This is a genomic window from Methylotenera sp. N17 (assembly GCF_000799155.1).
In the GTDB taxonomy this organism is placed as follows: domain Bacteria; phylum Pseudomonadota; class Gammaproteobacteria; order Burkholderiales; family Methylophilaceae; genus Methylophilus.
The window spans coordinates 2474938-2493492 of the sequence record NZ_JUGE01000001.1 but is presented as its reverse complement, the minus strand read 5'-3'; the positions used below and the strand labels follow the sequence as shown (position 1 = coordinate 2493492).

12 protein-coding genes are annotated in these 18555 nt (G+C 44.0%); 6 read left to right on the top strand and 6 right to left on the bottom strand.

Features of this window, described 5'->3' with window-relative positions; genetic code table 11:
- Nucleotides 1–249: 249 nt before the first annotated feature.
- On the bottom strand, nucleotides 250–2790 hold the full coding sequence (locus tag FG11_RS11855; protein ID WP_047535284.1) for a chemotaxis protein CheW: 2541 nt from the start codon (nucleotides 2788–2790) through the stop codon (nucleotides 250–252).
- 393 nt (nucleotides 2791–3183) lie between these two features.
- Here FG11_RS11855 and FG11_RS11850 point away from each other — a divergent pair, with 393 nt between their 5' ends.
- A complete protein-coding gene (locus FG11_RS11850; RefSeq protein ID WP_235276385.1) occupies nucleotides 3184–5247 on the top strand; it encodes a bifunctional diguanylate cyclase/phosphodiesterase in 2064 nt (687 codons plus the stop codon).
- On the opposite strand, the gene FG11_RS11845 is transcribed toward FG11_RS11850, so the two are convergent.
- Nucleotides 5242–5883, bottom strand: a complete 642-nt coding sequence (locus tag FG11_RS11845) for a hypothetical protein (RefSeq protein ID WP_152604068.1) — start codon at nucleotides 5881–5883, stop codon at nucleotides 5242–5244. The two genes, FG11_RS11850 and FG11_RS11845, sit on opposite strands and share 6 nt — an antisense overlap.
- A 306-nt stretch (nucleotides 5884–6189) precedes the next feature.
- On the opposite strand from FG11_RS11845, the gene FG11_RS11840 reads away from it, so the two are divergent.
- Together FG11_RS11840 and FG11_RS11835 are read left to right on the top strand one after the other, a co-directional pair.
- The gene (locus tag FG11_RS11840; RefSeq protein ID WP_047535278.1) at nucleotides 6190–7578 is read left to right on the top strand and encodes a phospholipase D-like domain-containing protein; all 1389 of its coding nucleotides are present in this window, start codon (nucleotides 6190–6192) and stop codon (nucleotides 7576–7578) included.
- A gap of 167 nt (nucleotides 7579–7745) precedes the next feature.
- A complete protein-coding gene (locus tag FG11_RS11835; protein ID WP_025223424.1) occupies nucleotides 7746–7958 on the top strand; it encodes a hypothetical protein in 213 nt (70 codons plus the stop codon).
- 4 nt (nucleotides 7959–7962) lie between these two features.
- Here the strand turns inward: FG11_RS11835 and FG11_RS11830 are convergent, their stop codons facing one another.
- Nucleotides 7963–9750: a glutathione-regulated potassium-efflux system protein KefC gene (locus FG11_RS11830; protein ID WP_020183323.1), complete on the bottom strand. Its 1788-nt coding sequence runs from the start codon at nucleotides 9748–9750 to the stop codon at nucleotides 7963–7965.
- A 157-nt stretch (nucleotides 9751–9907) separates the two neighbouring features.
- Nucleotides 9908–11845, bottom strand: coding sequence for a putative bifunctional diguanylate cyclase/phosphodiesterase (locus tag FG11_RS11825; RefSeq protein ID WP_235276384.1), 1938 nt, complete (start codon nucleotides 11843–11845; stop codon nucleotides 9908–9910).
- Nucleotides 11846–12097: 252 nt separating this feature from the next.
- On the opposite strand from FG11_RS11825, the gene FG11_RS11820 reads away from it, so the two are divergent.
- The 3 genes from FG11_RS11820 (at nucleotide 12098) to FG11_RS11810 (ending at nucleotide 16811) form a co-directional block, all read left to right on the top strand.
- Nucleotides 12098–14692 (top strand): EAL domain-containing protein, encoded by a 2595-nt coding sequence (locus FG11_RS11820; protein ID WP_047535273.1) that lies wholly within the window; start codon nucleotides 12098–12100, stop codon nucleotides 14690–14692.
- 136 nt (nucleotides 14693–14828) lie between these two features.
- Entirely contained in the window at nucleotides 14829–16184 is a 1356-nt protein-coding gene (locus tag FG11_RS11815) for a TAXI family TRAP transporter solute-binding subunit (RefSeq protein ID WP_047535271.1), read from the top strand.
- A gap of 45 nt (nucleotides 16185–16229) precedes the next feature.
- Nucleotides 16230–16811 (top strand): hypothetical protein, encoded by a 582-nt coding sequence (locus FG11_RS11810; protein ID WP_020183319.1) that lies wholly within the window; start codon nucleotides 16230–16232, stop codon nucleotides 16809–16811.
- 45 nt (nucleotides 16812–16856) lie between these two features.
- On the opposite strand, the gene FG11_RS11805 is transcribed toward FG11_RS11810, so the two are convergent.
- Nucleotides 16857–17483 (bottom strand): LexA family protein, encoded by a 627-nt coding sequence (locus FG11_RS11805; RefSeq protein ID WP_020183318.1) that lies wholly within the window; start codon nucleotides 17481–17483, stop codon nucleotides 16857–16859.
- A 119-nt stretch (nucleotides 17484–17602) separates the two neighbouring features.
- Complete coding sequence (locus FG11_RS11800) at nucleotides 17603–18502, bottom strand: LysR family transcriptional regulator (protein ID WP_047535267.1); 900 nt, start codon at nucleotides 18500–18502, stop codon at nucleotides 17603–17605.
- Between the last annotated feature and the right edge of the window lie 53 nt (nucleotides 18503–18555).

Genomic DNA, 18555 nt, shown 5'->3' with positions numbered 1-18555 from the left:
CTAGAAAATGATTTGCGCAACAACCACTTAGTGCTATGCTTAAAGCGCAGTAGAAACAATTATTAGCTTGTCAAACAGACTGTTTAGGAGGGTTAATATGGATTTTTTAGGTGCAGGGGGCATTTGGACATTGTTATTAGTGTGCGCGGTAATTGGTGTTTTGCTTATTACCGCAGCAAAGCTTATCAAGTAATGGCAACAAAAAAAGGCGCAATTTGCGCCTTTTTGCTTAGCTATGGTTCAGTCTGTTTAATCGCTTGATTCAACAGCCGTGCTGACGACATGGTTTCTTAAAAATGTATACAGCACACGCATATCCAACCATTGAATCAGCACATTGCCTTGATTGGCTTGAATGATCTTTTTAATCAATACTTGCTTACCATCGGCAATAAGCGGTGAAGTAGAGATTTGGCTCATATCAAACGCAGTGACTGAGTTTAAAGCATTTACCAACAAGCCAATTTTCTGACCTTCAAACTTCACCACCACCACTTGGCTGGCCGTGCTAATTTGCGTTGGCACCCCTGTCAGTAAATAGCCCAAATCATAGACCCATACATAACTGCTTTCCGATTGTGTATCTGTGGGCAACAGGCCTACACGCTCTACACTTGCACCCAGTGACACCATCGATATTTCTGACGCGGCGATGGCCTCTAATACATATTCCACTTCTAATGCAAATAAGCTGCCATCTACCGTAAAGATGGCAAATTCCATGGTTTGGTTTTTAGAGGCTGCGCCTTGAATGATGAGCCCGGCATGCTGCTCGTTAAATTCTTTTTCCTCTCCCAGCATATAAATCACCACGGCGATGACATCTTCTTGATAGCCATCCGATACTTTGAATTCTCGGTATCCATTGGAAACGCTACATCCCATGATGGCATAGTGATCGTCATGCACAATGATTTTAGAAGCACTCTCACCATTTTTGAGTGCTAACAGTTCGGGTGCCATCGCCAATTGACTGCCGACGGGGCGCGTCGGATCTGTGCTCGAAATAATTTTTCCAGTGCTATCGACGTAAAAGCCCCTGACTACATCGCTGCTTTTAAAGCCAGAATTCAGCATTGCCAATAGCTCTGGCGTGGAATCAAATACAATGCCAATCCCGCCCACCACCGCAGTATTTTCTGGCGCACGAATGGCTGCGTGATACACATAGGTGGGCGCTTGGTTGTATAAGTCCGATGCTTCAAACGCAGTCACCACATATTGTTGTTCTTGTCGTAGCATCAGCACATTGTCTAATGTGTGCTCGTCTATTGTTGTGCCAACTACCAACTTATGTTCTTTTGCTTTGCCTGTGCTGGCAATAATGGTACCGGTCTTATCGTAGACAAATATTCTGGTGTACACGGTGTACAGCTGGTTAATGTATTCCAATATGTCTGTGATTTTTTCTACTTCGGCGGGATTGATCTGCTCAGAAGAAAGTGCAGTTTTTAACTCTGGCGTCAGCGCCCACCAGCGGCAATCATTCGATCGCTCATATAAGTTACGATCCAGCAGATCCACCAGCAATGTAGACACGAACTCCGACTCTTGTAACTTAGAAGCCAATACCGTTTCATAAAGCTCGTTAATGGATTGCGAGAACAACTCATTGCTTCTCACACCGGTCTCGCTAATTTGATCCAAAATGGTCTTTAATCTGGAAGACTCTTCACCCTGGCCTGCCGTGGTGACTTGTCCGTTCCATACCACGCGTTTAATGGCCTCTGCCGCATTGATAATTTCATACAATGGCGGACAAAATGATTTGGCGTGCGATAACAAACCCTCTGCAATAATAGGGTTTAAGCCTGTTAACGCTTCCGTCTCTTGCGAGGTAAATGCGATATCAATAGGTGACATCACCATGCCCCGCCAGCCGGGCGGCCCTTGGTAGCCTTGATATTGCTCTGCGTAGAAACAGCACGCTAGGTACTGGCGGCCACAATAGACAACAATAGCCCCTTGCTGATGGTCACAGCTCGTAATCTCACTGCCTTTGGCAATCCACCGATGGTTGCTCGACTCAATCACAGTATTGTGGGCATCCACCAATAGCATCACCGAACGGCCTGTAGGATCGCCATGCGACTGAAAAATACCGGCCATTTCTTGCGTGAAATTAAAGCACAAGCACAGCACACCAATCACTGCACCGGTTTCTGGGTGATGCATGCGCTTGGAGTAAATCAGCGCTTTGTCTTTGTTGGGCCGCAAATCAGTGGCACGGTACGTTTCCACATAGCCCTCTGTTTCAAGTGTCGCTTTAATCAGTGGGTCGGTACTGCCTTCAATCGGCGTTTCATTGTTAATCTGTACAAGCACATTGCCGTCGGTATCCAACAATATAATCTCGTCATAGACGGTATATTTACTTGCATAGGCGCGTAATCTCAATCGCGTTGCATCTTGATTGCCTTGCAGACCAGCAACAAACGCACATAGCTCATTGTCTGTGGCTAAAAACCCAACATCCGCGGTTCGTTCGTATAAATTCCTCACGAGAATATCAATCACGTAATGGGCTTTGGTACCAATTTCCTCTAGCACCGTCGATACTTTTTCGCTCACCAGACTTAAGACTAACTCACGTTCCAACCGATTAAATCCCAGCCTAGTTTCTGCCATCGTGGGCAAAATACTTTTGGCCTCTTCACTGCAATTCATTTTTGCGGAAGACTCAATAATGCGCCACATTAAATTGAGTTCATGTAAAGACTGCTCGCATCTCACCACATCGCGCATGTAAGGGAGAAAGTTTTCTGTTTGGTTACTGTTGATTTGCGTCATGAAGTTTCCGTTGAATAAATAGCGGGTAAAATATGTATGGATAAAATAACTATCAGCAAAATATACGCCAGCCCAAAATAGCTGTTTAAGATTGGTTTCATAGAAAAAATCGCTTTTCCTGAGTCTTTTTGGTGCGAGCTCACACCCTATTGCACCAGATATGCACAGGATTTTTTGTTATTTAACCACCTAAAAATCTTAAGCCAACTCTCAACTAACCGCGCTAACACACTGTATTTTCATTACCATTTAATTAGGCATGAAAAGTGCTTACTCAAAATTTGGTTTACGTACTTATGATTTGTACGTTTGGTATTTAAGGATATTGTTATTTCTACTCAACCCAACATTCAAGCGCGCCCAGCAACGCCTTTTGTGCATAACCGTCAGCAAATGCTCAACAACCTTGTCGACAACTTAAAAGGCATGGTCTATTGCAACATTTATGACGAGCATTGGACAATGTTGTACATCAGCAATGGCTGTGAAGGGCTCACTGGCTATTCGCCAGATCAATTGATTCATAATCAAAACATCTCTTATGAAGAAGTGATTGCGCCGGAATACCGTAGCTATGTGCGCGTAGAAATTGCTAAAGCGGTTGAAACAAACACCTCGTTTGAGATTGAATATCCTATTCATCACGCCAATGGTAGTGTGATTTGGGTGAGCGAGCGTGGCTACCCGGTCTACGATGACCATGGCCAGGTACAGGCGCTTGAGGGCTATATACAAGACATTTCCGACCGCAAAAACGTGGAAGCCTCGCTTAAAAAAGCAGAATCGCGTTACCGCTCGATTTTTGAAAACGCCATTGAAGGCATTTTCCAAAGCACCTTAGATGGACAGTACTTGGTGGCGAACCCCGCACTGGCCGCCATTTATGGATACGAGTCCAGCGCAGCACTGATTAGTGCGCTGAATAACATACAGCACCAACTTTACGTGCTCCCCACACGACGTGATGAGTTCGTCAAAGAAATCACCACCAAAGGCAAAGTCCATAATTTCCAATCGCAAATTTATAGAAAAGATAAAAGCATCATTTGGATCTCGGAAAACGCACGCCTTGTGTACGATAAAGACAATCAGCCGATTTATTACGAAGGTACCGTTGAAGACATTACCGAGCTCAAAAATCACGCGGTGGAAATTGAATATCAAGCCACGCACGATAACTTAACGGGTTTGCCTAACCGCTATATTTTAAACGACCGTTTACAGCAATCTATTAACTTTGCCAGCCGTTACAACACCAAGCTGGCTATTGTGTTTGTCGATCTGGATCAATTCAAATTGATTAATGACAGCATGGGCCACTCCGTGGGCGATCAGCTGTTGGTGTCTGTCTCCAAGCGCATTTCTAATAATGTGCGTGATATTGATACCGTGGTAAGGCTGGGGGGTGATGAGTTTGTGATTTTGATCCCAAACGTACAAACCCGCCAAGACATTGAGTTAAGCCTAGGCAGGCTGCTCAATCATATGTCTGCTCCGCTCAATATCAATGATTTCAATTTCAGCATCACCTGCAGCATGGGCATTAGCGTGTACCCAGATGACGGCAAAGACCCGGATACGCTATTAAAAAATGCGGATTCGGCCATGTTTAAAGCCAAACATACCGGCCGCAATAATTTTCAGTTTTTTACGCCGGAGTTGAACGAAAAGCTCACCGACCGCTTTAATTTGGAATACAAACTTAGGCGCGCCATTGAGCACAAAGAATTTGTATTGCACTACCAACCTAAGTTCAATCTGAGTACCGGTCAAATCAGTGGTGCAGAAGCGTTAATCCGCTGGCAACCCAGTGATTATGAGACGATTTATCCACTGACGTTTATACAAGTTGCCGAAGAAACTGGGCTCATTGTCAAAATCGGGCAATGGGTACTTAACACCGCGTGCAAAAAAGCAAAACAGCTGCAACAGATCACCGGCAAGGCCATCCCGATTGCCATTAATGTATCACCCAAACAATTCCGCCAACCCAATTTTGTGGAAATTGTGCAGGATGCGCTGATTCTGAGTGATCTCAAACCAGAATTATTAGAGCTGGAAATCACTGAAAACATCATGATTGAAGATACGCCCAAGTTTATTGAGACGCTGCAACAGCTCAAAGCAATTGGCGTGAAATTATCTCTGGATGATTTTGGCACCGGCTATTCCAGCTTGTCCTACCTCAAAGATTTCCCTATCGACCAACTGAAAGTAGACCGTGCTTTTGTACACGCGATTGAAGAAGATGCCAATAATATGGCGATCCTCAAAGCGATTATTATTTTAGGACAAAGCTTGGGGCTGCGCGTGGTGGCTGAGGGTGTTGAGACCGAGTTTCAATTCGACTTTGTGAAATCAGTAGGTTGCGATGAAGTGCAAGGCTACTACTTTAGCAAGCCATTACCAGAAGCGCATTTTGATCGTCTGATTGAGGAAAACTTGCTGGTGTCATGACGCTTTCACGCCGCTTAATTCAATCCAACATATTTCAGCAAAATAGGCTGACCAAGTCACAATACCAAATAGCTTAAAACCATCTTCCAGTAGATGGCGGATTGGTGCAAACAAAGAGAACACATCCACCACCATCGAAAGCGCAAAAAAGCTCAGCGCGATACCAAACAACACATAATTTGAACGCAAAATGACGTGCTGGAATCGAATAAGAAAACACATCATCACGACCAAATAGCTGGCTAGCACGACGTTCTCCGATACGCCGATATAGGGGAAAAAGCCTTCATGTAATTGAAACACATCGTCAAAGCCTAACAATAGCGTTAATGCGCCAGCACAAGCGATGAATACTAAGTTGCCTGATGCTGTCTTTGTTTGTTTAAGTAGCCAGTAGGTAAACCAGCAGATAGCTGCGGTACCGGCCCAAAAGAAAATGCCTAGCTGTGAAATAAATCCTGCATAGTAAGTATTACCGCCAATCGCGTTGGGGTCACGTGTCAGGTAGCCAATCGTGATGCCTCTAAAGACATTAATCAACACCGCCAACAACAACACCATAAAAGGTGGCACCAAACTCCATCCAATGAGTTTTCTGTTGGCTGTAAAGGCTTGCGGAATATGTTTAATAGCCATCAGAAGCGCCGTATAACTGTTCGGCATTTCATGTTTGTGCTGATCAATAGAGGGCATAGGATGGGACTCACTTTATGTTGTTAGCATCATATGTGAACTTTTCACATTACTGTCAAAAATGTAATCTATCAATGTGGGTTACAGTCAGATAGCGCCTACAAGCTATTCAGCCATACTCCACTAAAACCGCAGCCACATACCCCTTATCATCTCACCTATAAAAAAACCCTTTTACTTACCTATTAATATATGACATCGTCCATCACGCAGTTAAACCATACAAGAGTTAAACCATAGAAGGTTGCCATGATGAAACCACTTACTTTTTTGAACGCGTGCGTGTGGATTGCATATATGTGCTGCGCTGGCTGTGTGTCAGTGCCGGATGCACCTAAAATGATTCAGGATGCACATGCCCAAACCGATACCGTTGAAATCCAAGCAAACAACCAGACGGTGTCTGATAAAAAAGCAGAAAAAATCATCGACAACATTGCAACCAAAACAAACACAGAAGATTTACTCAAAAAACATTTGGCCATTGAGCAAACCATTGCAAGCAGCCCGCTGGTTGCAGGCAATCAAGTGGATTTGGTATTTGATGGCGAACAAACCTTCAATGCTATTTACCGTGCAATCAACAATGCTAAATATCAAATTAATTTGGAATATTTTATTTTTGAAAATATTCAATTCAAGGAAACAGACCTGAAAACCTTGCTGATCAAAAAAGCTGCGCAAGGCGTGCAAGTGTGTGTGATTTACGATGCATTTGGTTCGGTCACTACACCACCAGAACTCTTTAAAGAGTTAAAAGATCATGGCGTTAAAATTCATGAATTTCATCCATTTGATATCGAAAATGTATCTAAAATCAATCAACGTGATCATAGAAAGATTCTAGTGTCCGATGGGAAACTGGCCATTGTGGGCGGCGTTAATTTAAGCAGCACATACCAAAGTAAATCTAATTTGGGCATGCGGGAAAAATCCATCACCGATGTACAGCAAGCGCATTGGAAAGACACCAATATGGTGATACAAGGCCCAGCAGTGGCAGAAGTACAAAAACTGTTCGTTGCACATTGGGACTCAAAACAGTCCATTGATCAGTCACACTTCTACCCTGTTATCGACAATAAAGGTAAAGAGCTGGTCAGGGTGATTGGTAGCGCGCCGACTAAAGGCTTGCCCTTGTATTACGCCACGCTGGTATCTGCCATTCAACAAGCAGAAAAAGAGATTTTTCTAAGCTCTGCCTATTTTGTACCCACGTCTGATCAGAAAAAAATGCTGATCAAGGCAGCTAAGCGCGGGGTGGATGTCAACTTATTGCTACCCGGCGTCAGTGATTCAGCCGTTGCCATGCGGGTGCAACATTCCCACTATGAAGATTTACTAGAAAATAATATTCATATTTTTGAAAGCGATACCGAAGTCCTGCACGCCAAAACCGTGACCATAGATGGTGTATGGTCTGTCGTGGGCAGCTCCAATTTTGATTACCGGAGTGCAGCTTCAAACCAAGAAATCGACGTCGTCATATTGGGCACCGATACGGCAACAGCACTTAAACAAAAATTTAACCAAGATATCCAAAAGGTAAAGCGCATTGATTTGGCCACGTTTAGAAAAAGACCGTTATTGGAAAAAGTAAAAGAAAAGTTCTATCGCATTTTTCAACAATATCTGTAAGTGTGCTGCGCCTTAACCAAACCCTTGCATGCCATTAGCCATTTAATCGCTTGCGCTGTCAGATAATACTGACAGCATATTCAGCCAAACCAGACTATTGGCAGCAGCATCTTTTTACTACACTGACAGTGTAGGTGTTTATTATCTTTATTTTGGGAGTACAACAAATGACATTACATAAATCTTTATTAGCAGCGGCGGCTTTATTATCACTGCTTGCATTAAGCGCATGTGAGCAAAAAGGCCCGGCAGAACGTGCTGGTGAGCAGCTTGATAATGCTGTAGAAAACGCAGGCGATAAAATTGAAGACGCCACCGATGATGCCAGCAAAGCGGTAGAACAAGCCGGTGACAAAGTGGAAAACGCGACCGATAAATAAGACCTTATGCAGGCGTGGTGGGCGGCTTACCTTCGTATTCCGCCTGCTCTAACTCAAATAAAGTTTTAAGGTCCTGACGCCCTTGTTGCGACAGGCTCAACACAGCCGTCATGTCATGCCTGATTTTCCGTGTGGCTTCTAGCTGCTCTATATCATGCGCCTCAAAGCGCTTAATGGCTTTACTGGCAGAGCCGGCTGTCTCACCAATGGCGATTAATGCTTGGCGTGCAGCTTCTAACGATGAATAGAACGTTTCTCGAATCGGTTGCAAGCCTACATCACGTAAATCAAATGCATCAGTTCTACTGCGCGCACGTGCCACAATGGCAAGTTCTGGCCAACGCGCTTTCACCAACTTAGCCATTTCCAATGCGGCCGTAGAATCATTCACGGCAATCACCAGCAGCTTAGCTTTGGCAATGCCAGCCTCTTCTAACAAATCCAATCTTGAAGCATCACCATAGTAACAACGCCAGCCAAATTGACGCATTAAATCGACTTGATTTGGATCATTGTCAATCAACGTAGCGTTGATGCCTTTGGCTAATAATACGCGCCCCACAATTTGGCCAAATCGACCAAACCCGGCAATAATCACCTCAGAATTTTCCGTGATGGTATCTTTGGGTCGCTCGCTGCACTGCATGTTCACCACACGGTCGTACAGCAGCACCAGCAAAGGGGTAATGAGCATGGAAACCGCAACGATGGCATTGAGGATGTTATACAGCTCACGCGAAATACTTTGTTGTGTAAGCGCAATGCCAAAAATCACAAAGGCAAATTCACCAATTTGCGAGAGCATCACACCATATAGCAAGTTATCTCTAAACGGGTATTTAAACAAATAGCCCAAACCCATCAAGATAAGCGCTTTTGTGACGACCAGCAGGAATGCAAACCCGAAAATCAACCAGGGCGAGTTGGTCAGCAGCGATAGATCCACCGACATGCCGACGGCAATAAAAAATAGCCCTAATAACAAACCTTTTACTGGCTCAATATCTAGCCTGAGTTCGTAGCGGTATTCAGAGTCGGCAAGCAACACACCCGCTAAAAATGTACCTAGCGCCATGGATAAACCTACCGATTCCATGGCGAGTGAAACGCCAATGACGAGCAGTAATGAAAAGGCGACAAAAATCTCCCGGATACCGGTTTGTGCGATGACTCTCATGACTGGGCGTAACAAGATTCTGCTGGCGAAAATAATAGCGACAATCACGGCAATGGCTTTGACCACAGCCATGAAATCAAACCCTTCCTTCGTGCTGCTAGGTGCAATCACCGCAAGCAACATAAAGAGCGGGATGACGGATAAATCTTGAAATAACAGGGTTGCAAATGAAGCCTGTCCACCCGCAGTCTCCAGCTGCTTCTTCTCAATCAACGTAGTGAGACCAATGGCGGTGGAGGACATGGCCACGCCCATGCCAATCACCAACGCGACTGGCCATGCCAAGCCCATCAGGTGTGCAATCTGCGTGACCAACAAGATGGTGAGCGTGACTTGCAGCCCGCCTAAGCCGAACAAGATTTTGCGCAGCTCCCATATTTTTTGAGATTCCAGCTCCAAGCCCACCAAAAACAGCATCAACACCACGCCAAACTCTGCAAAGTGCAACACATGTTCTGAATCCGCAATCAGCTTGAGCGCATATGGCCCAATTAAAATACCAGCCAATAGATAGCCCAACACAGAACCCAAGCCCAGACGTTTAAAAATGGGCACCAGCAGAATGGCAGATGAAAGATAAATGGTGGCTTGTACTAAAAAATCAGAGGAATCCATAATGGCCTAAATCAATGTTGCGTGATGTTGAAGGACATCATAAAACAAAAAAGCCCTTCAGGGCTTTTATGGTGCGTTATTTCAGTCTGATTATTTTGATTCAACCCTTTATTACCACCGACTTACACAGTAAAAAGCTTTGATAAGCATGACAGCTTTACGCTGGTTTAAGCGTGCTAAGTCGGAGTAACTTTGCCTCCAACTCACTCAAGGGTATTGGTTTGCAAAACAAAAACCCTTGATAGGCATTGCATCCTAATTTTTCTAATAGGCTTTTTTGTTGTCTAAGCTCAACACCTTCTGCAATCACGTGATGCCCTAGATTTTTACCCATATTGATGATGGTTTCTACAATAAAAGTATCGTAATTGTTATGCAAAATATCGTTAATAAAACTTTTATCAATTTTAAGCTCATCCAGTGGCAACCGTTTTAAGACCGACAGCGACGATTGGCCAATGCCAAAATCATCTAACGAGAATGTGATGCCTAGTTTCTTCAGCACCTTAATTTTGTCGATCACATCGTCAATGTTTTTGACGATCAAGCTTTCCGTTAACTCTAGCTTTAAGTATGTTGGGTTACACCCGCTGGCTTGCACCGTATGGGTCACGGTTTCCACAAAGTCGGGTTGGCTAAATTGCAATGCACTCACGTTCACAGATAGTTTCAACGTGTTCATTGTCGGTATTTTTTCCCAAGCCTTGAGTTGCAAACACGCTTGCATCAACACCCAGTTACCGATGGATACAATCACTCCGGACTCTTCTGCGATAGGGATAAATTGATTAGGCGGCACCATACCTAAGTTTGGGTGTTGCCAGCGTAGCAGCACCTCAGCCCCAATCGGTTGCTGGGCTTGGTCTACCTGTAATTGGTAGTAGAGTAAAAATTGATTGGCCTGTAGTGCAAACGCCAAATCGTTTTCTAACGTAGCGCGTAATTCAATAGCCGGATGCTGTGCTTCGTCATACACCTGCACGCTGTTGAGTTTTTCGGATTTCTTGGCTTGATACATAGCGATATCTGCACGTCTGAGCACTTCGGCTTCGTTAGACTCATCCCCATAAAATATGCAAATACCGATGCTGGGGATGGTGCGATATTTACAGTTTTTTAATTGAAACGGCTGCGCAAATGCCTGCATGAGTTTTTCTGCGGTTGCTTGCGCTGCGCTGATCGCATGCTCTTTATCACGGCCCAAATCATCCAGCACGGCGATAAATTCATCACCTCCTGCTCTAGCAATCGTATCTTTTTTACGCAAAGCATGTTGCAACCGGTATGCCACTTGCTGCAGTAGTTCATCTCCGGCCAAATGCCCTTTGCTGTCGTTCAAGCCTTTAAAATTATTTAAATCCAAAGACAATACTGCGCCATAGGCTTTGCTACGTGCACACCTCACAAACGCTTGGTTCAAGCGGTCTGCAAGCAATCTTCTATTAGGTAAGTTGGTTAAAAAATCATAATACGCCAGCTGATGCACTTTTTTATTGTCCAAGTTGGAAGCAATGCGTAACGTAATATTTTCGCGCAGACTTTTGGCAAGGCTACGCCCCGCAATGGTGACGTAAACTACATAGACAATGAACAAGATTGCAAGCGCGACAGAGAGTTGGCTGCCATGAATTAAAAAACGAGGGATCATTAACGCTAATAGCCCGCCAATAAACAGATTGGAGGAAACACTATCTACCGAATACACGACGATGCCTGCGCCTGCAACGCCCACCAATGCAAAAATCAAAAATGCTTGATGTGCGGTATCCGATACAGGAAAAAGCAATATGCCCGCCAATCCCCAAATCGCTCCACATAACCCAGAATTTACTCTAAAGCGGCTAAGCCATTTTTGGATATGATGCTCTCTTTTACGGTCTTGATAATATTGATAGGTGATGTAAGCACGTGCACCGTAAGCCAATAGAAAAGCTGCCGCCCACATGGCTAATATGTTCAATTGAATCAGATCATATTGTATGAATACCAATGCAATCATGACCACACATGCTGCCATCAGTGATCTTCGATTGTTTGAATACAGCATCTCTACGATTTCTGTATCCAGCGCCATTGGTTCAGTAGCTATCTTCAATTGCCATTCCCTAAGTAATTCTCGTTTATGTTACTAGCTACGGTTAAAAATGGAGATTCTTTAGTAGATAAGCCGCTGTTTACACAATGAAAATACGCGCCGCTTCTCTTTGTGACAGCCACTTACAAGAGATGGTAAATTTTTGTTAAATGCTTGAGTTGGCCCAAGCACGCACCTAGTGCCCATTATTGAATAGGCGTAATGTAGAGAACATAATTCATAACATCGCCATTCAAATCGGGGGCAAGTCAAATGATGGATCCTGCATCTCATCCAGCAAAATTTCCGATTTTAGATGATATTGAAGTCCCTGAAGATGTACTGGAAAGCTGGCAAATCACAGCCGATTTGCTGGCGAATATCAGCAACATTCCAGCCGCATTGATCATGCGCGTACACGATACGGAAATTGAAGTATTTGTCTCCAGCCATAGCAAAGATAACGCATACCATTGTGGTGAAAAAGCCAGCCTCAATACCGGGCTTTATTGTGAAACCGTTATTAGTACTCAGCACAAACTGCTTGTGCCCAATGCGCTTACAGATCCAGAATGGGTAAGCAATCCGGATGTGACACTGGGGATGATCTCTTACTATGGGCTTCCTCTCAGTTGGCCCAGCGGAGATGTGTTCGGCACGATCTGCATACTCGATAAAAAAGAAAATGCTTACAACAAAAAAACCATGGATTTAATGGAACGGTTTCGTGACAGCATTCAATTAAGCTTAGAAAATATCTATGAATCCAGCCTTGCTTTTAGACAAAGAGACAAAGCACGCGATGCTTTGCGCGATAACGAGACTTTGTTTCATGCCGTGTTTGAGAATGCAGCCGTAGGCATTGCACAAGTGGCTATCACCGGTCACTTTTTACAAATCAATCGAGAATACTGCCGGATTATTGGTTATTCGCAAGAAGAGGTGCTAGCACAGCATTTTACATTTCAACAAATCACATTACCCGAAGATTTGCCTGCAGACATGCTGAGTATTGAGCGCTTGCTCAACGGCGACGATGACAAATATGTCACCGAAAAACGCTATATTCATAAAGATGGCAGTATTGTTTGGGTCAACCTCTCCGTACAACTATTGCGCAACAATAAGGGTGTGCCGCTGTACTTTATTAGTGCAGTACAAGACATTGGCGACCGAAAACTTGCCGAAGAAGAGCTCAAACTGGCAGGCTTAGTTTACAAAAACAGTAGCGAGGCAATGGCAGTGACCGATGAGAAAGGTCAACTGCTTGCCATCAACCCCGCTTTTACCAAAATGACAGGCTATGAACTTAACGAAATAGAAGGTAAAACCTATGTCATTTTGCAATCGGATTACCATAGTGCAGATTTTTACAGAGCCATGTCAGATTCAATCCGATCGACTGGTCAATGGCAAGGTGAGGTTTGGAACAAACGTAAAAGTGGAGAGGTTTTTCCAGAATGGTTGACCATCAATACCTCTTATCACAATGATGGTTCCGTGCATCGACGAGTGGCTTTGTTTTCAGATATCTCTGCCATTAAAAAAGCGGAAGAGTTGATTTTAAAACAGGCCAATTATGATCAACTCACCAAGCTACCTAATCGCCGTTTGTTTAATGACCGGCTTGAACAAGCCATTAAAAAATCTCAGCGAGAATTCAACTCGACGACGCTCTTGTTTATTGACTTAGACCGCTTTAAAGAAGTCAACGATACGCTCGGACACAATATGGGGGATTCGCTACTGATTGAAGCCGCGGCGCGTATCAAATCTTGCGTGCGCGAGTCTGATACTGTTGCGCGTCTTGGCGGTGACGAGTTCACTATTATCTTGGGGGATATGAAAGATAACCTGACGATTGCACACACCGCTCAAAGAATCATTGACCGCTTGTCCGAGTCCTTTCATCTAGATACACATGAAGCTTTTGTCTCCGCCAGCATTGGCATTGCGTTTTATCCGCAAGATGCGAAGAACACCATTGAACTTCTCAAAGTGGCCGATCAAGCCATGTATGTTGCAAAAAATGCTGGTCGCGGCTGTTACCGTTTTTTTACTAAACACATGCAGCAAGAATCTGATTACCGAATCCGCTTATCTAACGACCTGCGCCAAGCGTTATACACGCAGCAATTTATCGTGCATTACCAACCTATTGTCGAACTCAACACAGGGCACATTCACAAAGCAGAAGCCTTGCTACGATGGCAACATCCCGAACTAGGTCTTGTAAGCCCAGAAATTTTTATTCCCATCGCTGAAGATAACGGCACTATCCATGAAATTGGCAACTGGGTGTTTGTAGAGGCCGCAAAACAAGCCGGCCATATCAAAACGTTACTGGGGATAGATTTCCAGATTGCTGTGAACAAATCTCCCATTCAGTTCAAAAGTAACGATGAAGTCATTCACAACTGGATTACACTACTTCAGGAAATCAACTTACCCGCCCATAATATGGTGATTGAAATCACAGAAGGCCTGTTAATGGATGTGGTGGGCGACGTCCCGGACAAATTGATGGCTTTTCGTGATGCTGGCCTTCAAATGGCGATTGATGATTTTGGCACCGGTTATTCCTCATTGTCTTATCTCAAAAAGTTTGATGTGGATTACATCAAAATTGATCGCTCTTTTACCCGCAATTTGTCCTTAGATACTACCGAGTTTGCATTATGTGAAGCCATTGTCGTCATGGCACACAGGCTCAATATCAAAGTCATTGCAGAGGGCGTAGAAACAGAGCAACAACGTGATTTATTAATCCAAATTGGGTGTGACTATGCGCAAGGCTACCTATTCTCTAAGCCGTTACCCGCCGCAGACTTTGAAGCATTGCTACACAAGCGTGTATTAAAAGAGTAGTCAGAAACTTTGCTAATCTGTATTGTCAGACATCTAATTAGATGTTTCTGGAGAATTTTTTGCTGACTTCGTTATTCATGTTATTTAAATTAAAACTAGATGGTAATCAATCACTGTGTATGGTGTCTTATCAACTATGATTGAATTAAAAGCGCACTTCAAAAAAATATGGGCAAAATTGGCTGCGATCTATGGTGGTAGCATCATTCTGTTTCTGGCTTGGATGCTGGGGATTTTTGCAATTGTTTCTCTGGCATTATTTTTATTTTTCAATTCAGCCGCACCCACAACATTAACAATTACATCCGGTGAAGAAGGTAGCATTTTTCAGAAAAATGCTTTGAAATACAAAGCTATTCTGGCAAGAGAAGGCGTAAAACTCACCATACTGCCATCCAACGGGTCTATCGATAATCTCAATAAGTTGGCCGACAAGCGCGTCAAGGTTGATATTGGTTTCGTACAAAGTGGTGTTGTCGGCAATGTGAAAGTCGACAAACTCATGTCGCTGGGCAGTGTTGCTTATCAACCCATGATGATTTTTTATCGCGGCGAAAGTAAAAGCTTGATTGCGGATTTTGCCGGTGAACGATTGAATATTGGCGAACCCGGTAGTGGTACACGCTCTTTGGCATTAAATTTGTTGAAAGAAAACGGGATATTGCCAGGCGGCCGCACCCAGTTAATAGAAAAGCCAAGCCTTAATCCAGTAGAAGACTTATTGCAGAACAAGATCGATGCCATCTTCGTGATGGGCGACTCTGTATCACTGCAATTGATTAAAGACTTGGTTAAAACACCAGGTATCAATATCTTTAATTTTAATCAGGCAGATGGTTACACCAGACGCATTAAATATCTGCATAAATTGGTGTTGCCTGAAGGGTCTATTGATCTCGGCAAAAATATACCCGTCAATGATTTAAACTTGATTGCACCGAGTGTCGAACTCATCGCGCGCGATACCTTGCATCCGGCGCTATCTGATTTATTGCTAGATGTGGCAAATGAGGTGCATGGCTCTGCTAGTCTGTTTGTTAAAAGCGGTGAATTCCCTAATCTCAACACGCAGGAATACCGAATCAGCCCAGACGCGACCCGCTATTACAAATCGGGCAAAAGCTTTCTATATCGAGACTTTCCGTTTTGGATGGCCAGTTTTATCAACAGAATTCTGGTCGTTTTGGTGCCATTATTGTTGATATTGATACCCGCAGTAAAATTGGCGCCGAGTATCTATCGTTGGAAAATCCAACTCTCTATTTACCCTTTCTATAAAGCGCTGCTTGAGCTAGAGAAAGATGCATTTGGGTCAACACTTGATGTGAATAAACGTCAAGAAATCATGAGTCATCTGGATGAGCTAGAAGCAAAGTTAAGTAAAATAAAAATACCTGCAGCGTTTGCCGATATGTTTTATGGATTGCGCGGACATATTAACTTTGTACGTACTAGATTGTTAGCCGAACAAATTTCTGATGCAACGGAATGATAACCAACGCATGCATCATCTTTATCATTATTTAAAAGGTGGGCGATGAAAATTACTGATATTGGGCCACTTCCATTAACGCTGATTGCATCGCTAGTCGTGGCAGTCATTCTGTTGGCAATACGTGTGTTCGTGATGCAACGCGTGCAACAAAAGCGTCAGCGCGAGAATAGACAAGAGTCTGAACGATTAAAATCGTTGGTAGCTGCTTATCGCTCTCTAGCTGGATCATTTACGCCAGCAAGACAAGATCACACACCCCAGTTAGAAGAAACACTTGCGGATATCATCTTATTTGGCACGATTGCCCAAGTAGAGTTAGCGGTTGCTTGCGCAAACGGCTTAAAAAATGATGAATATGTTGATTTTCAGCCGCTGATTAAATCGCTACGTGCGGATTTACGTACGCAATTGGGTTTAGAGCAAATCCCAAGTAGTGTAGTCATGCCTGCATCAGGTCCAGCACGTTTAACACGTGCTACGCGTGGCGATGACGAAGGTGGCGGACGCGGAGAAGCTAAAGGTGGTGGTAATAGTGGCGGTGGAATGGGCGGCGGTGCAGCAGCGGGCGCGGGTGGTTTAGGTATAGGGTTAATCGCTGCTGATGCTAGTACACCAAGAGAATAAAAGCACCTCTACATCAATGTTTTTAAACAAAAACCACCCCAGCAATTACTTGTACCTTCTAAACGACCCTGTTACCACTCCCCATATCTCAACCTGCATATGTTTTTTTACTTCGATAGGTTTGTATTCCCCTGACTTGTTGGCAGGCAGTAATAACGGTAGACCATCTTTAGATCTAGCCAGTGTTTTAATCGTGTAATCACCATCGACCATGGCAAGCACAATGTCACCGATGGCCGCTAATTTGGAACGGTCAACTACGGCTTTATCACCAGGCAATAAGCCAGCATCAATCATGGAATAGCCTTGAATGGTCACAAAGAAAGTCGCATCTACTTTATCAACCAGGAACTCACTGGGATCTAATCGGCTTTCCACATGATCATCTGCAGGAGAGGGATTGCCCGCCGGTACTTTAGAATTGAATAAAGCGATGTTCAAAGGTACGTGATGCATCGTGGGAAATTCAAAATCACCCACTGCATCTAAATCCACTTTGAAAGCGTTATCATGTTGCTTGCGTGTATAGGCACTTAAAAAGTCTGTAATCACAGATTTTTGACTTGTGGGGATGCGGATAACTTCTGTTGGCTCTTGGAATTTTCCGGTACCTACTTTACGTCCGGAACCAGCTCGTAATCCACCCGCTTTTTTTTCATTTTCTATTTTCATTTGATTATTGTAACAACAATCAAAATCTAGTAAAGCAAAACCCGTATAAATAACTGAGTTTTATTAATGTCACACGCTTATTCACCCCAAGTGTTGGTAAAGACAAACGATACAAGCCTTTAACTTAACGCAAGGTCATTTCTTAATCTCGTAGACATCAAGTCAACAAAAGACCGGATTTTTGCAGAGGCATATCGTCCTTCACGATGAATAATGTTGATGGGCATAGGCTTTGGCTCAAATTCACGCATGATGATTTTGAGTTCGCCAGATGCTAATTGTGTTGCGATTTGATACGAAAGTAGGCGCGTTATGCCTAATCCCAACACCGCAGCTTCAATCGCTGCGTCATTACTGGTGACTCTGAGGCGTGGTTTAATTCGAATGCTGACTGGTGAGCCATCGTTTTCAAACCGCCAGTCTACCGTAGCGCTAATTGCACCAGCCACGATGAGCTGATGTTTTACAAGTGCATCTGGTGTAGATGGAATCCCGTGCTCTGCAAGATAGGAAGGCGATGCACATAACACACGTCTTACTTGCCCCACGCGCAACGCTTTATAGCTGGAATCAGGAAGCTCCCCTATTCGAATACCAACATCTACCCCCTCTTCTAGCAGATTGACAATACGGTCTAGAAACAGCGCGGTAACCTCAGTATTTTTGTACTTTTGCAGATAGTCTGAGATACCAGGTATGACATATGAGCGACCAAATAAGACCGGCGCAGTGACGACCAAATGGCCTTTGGGTTCTGCGTTAATGCCTGTTGCCGCTTCATCGGCCTCATCGGCGGCGGCAATAATACGTCGGGCATCTTCCGCATACCGCTGACCAGCCTCTGTTAATCTGACGAATCGCGTTGTGCGGTTAAAAAGCTTAACACCTAAATGCGCTTCCAACGCAGCGACGGCGCGGGTGACTGCTGGGGGTGATATGTTTAAAAGCCTTGCTGCTCCAGCAAACCCTTCTTGCTCTGCCACCGCAATAAAAATGGCCATCATATTCAATCTGTCCATTGATTATTCCTATAAATGAAATAGTTTATTGTATTTTTTAAGTATTCTTATTG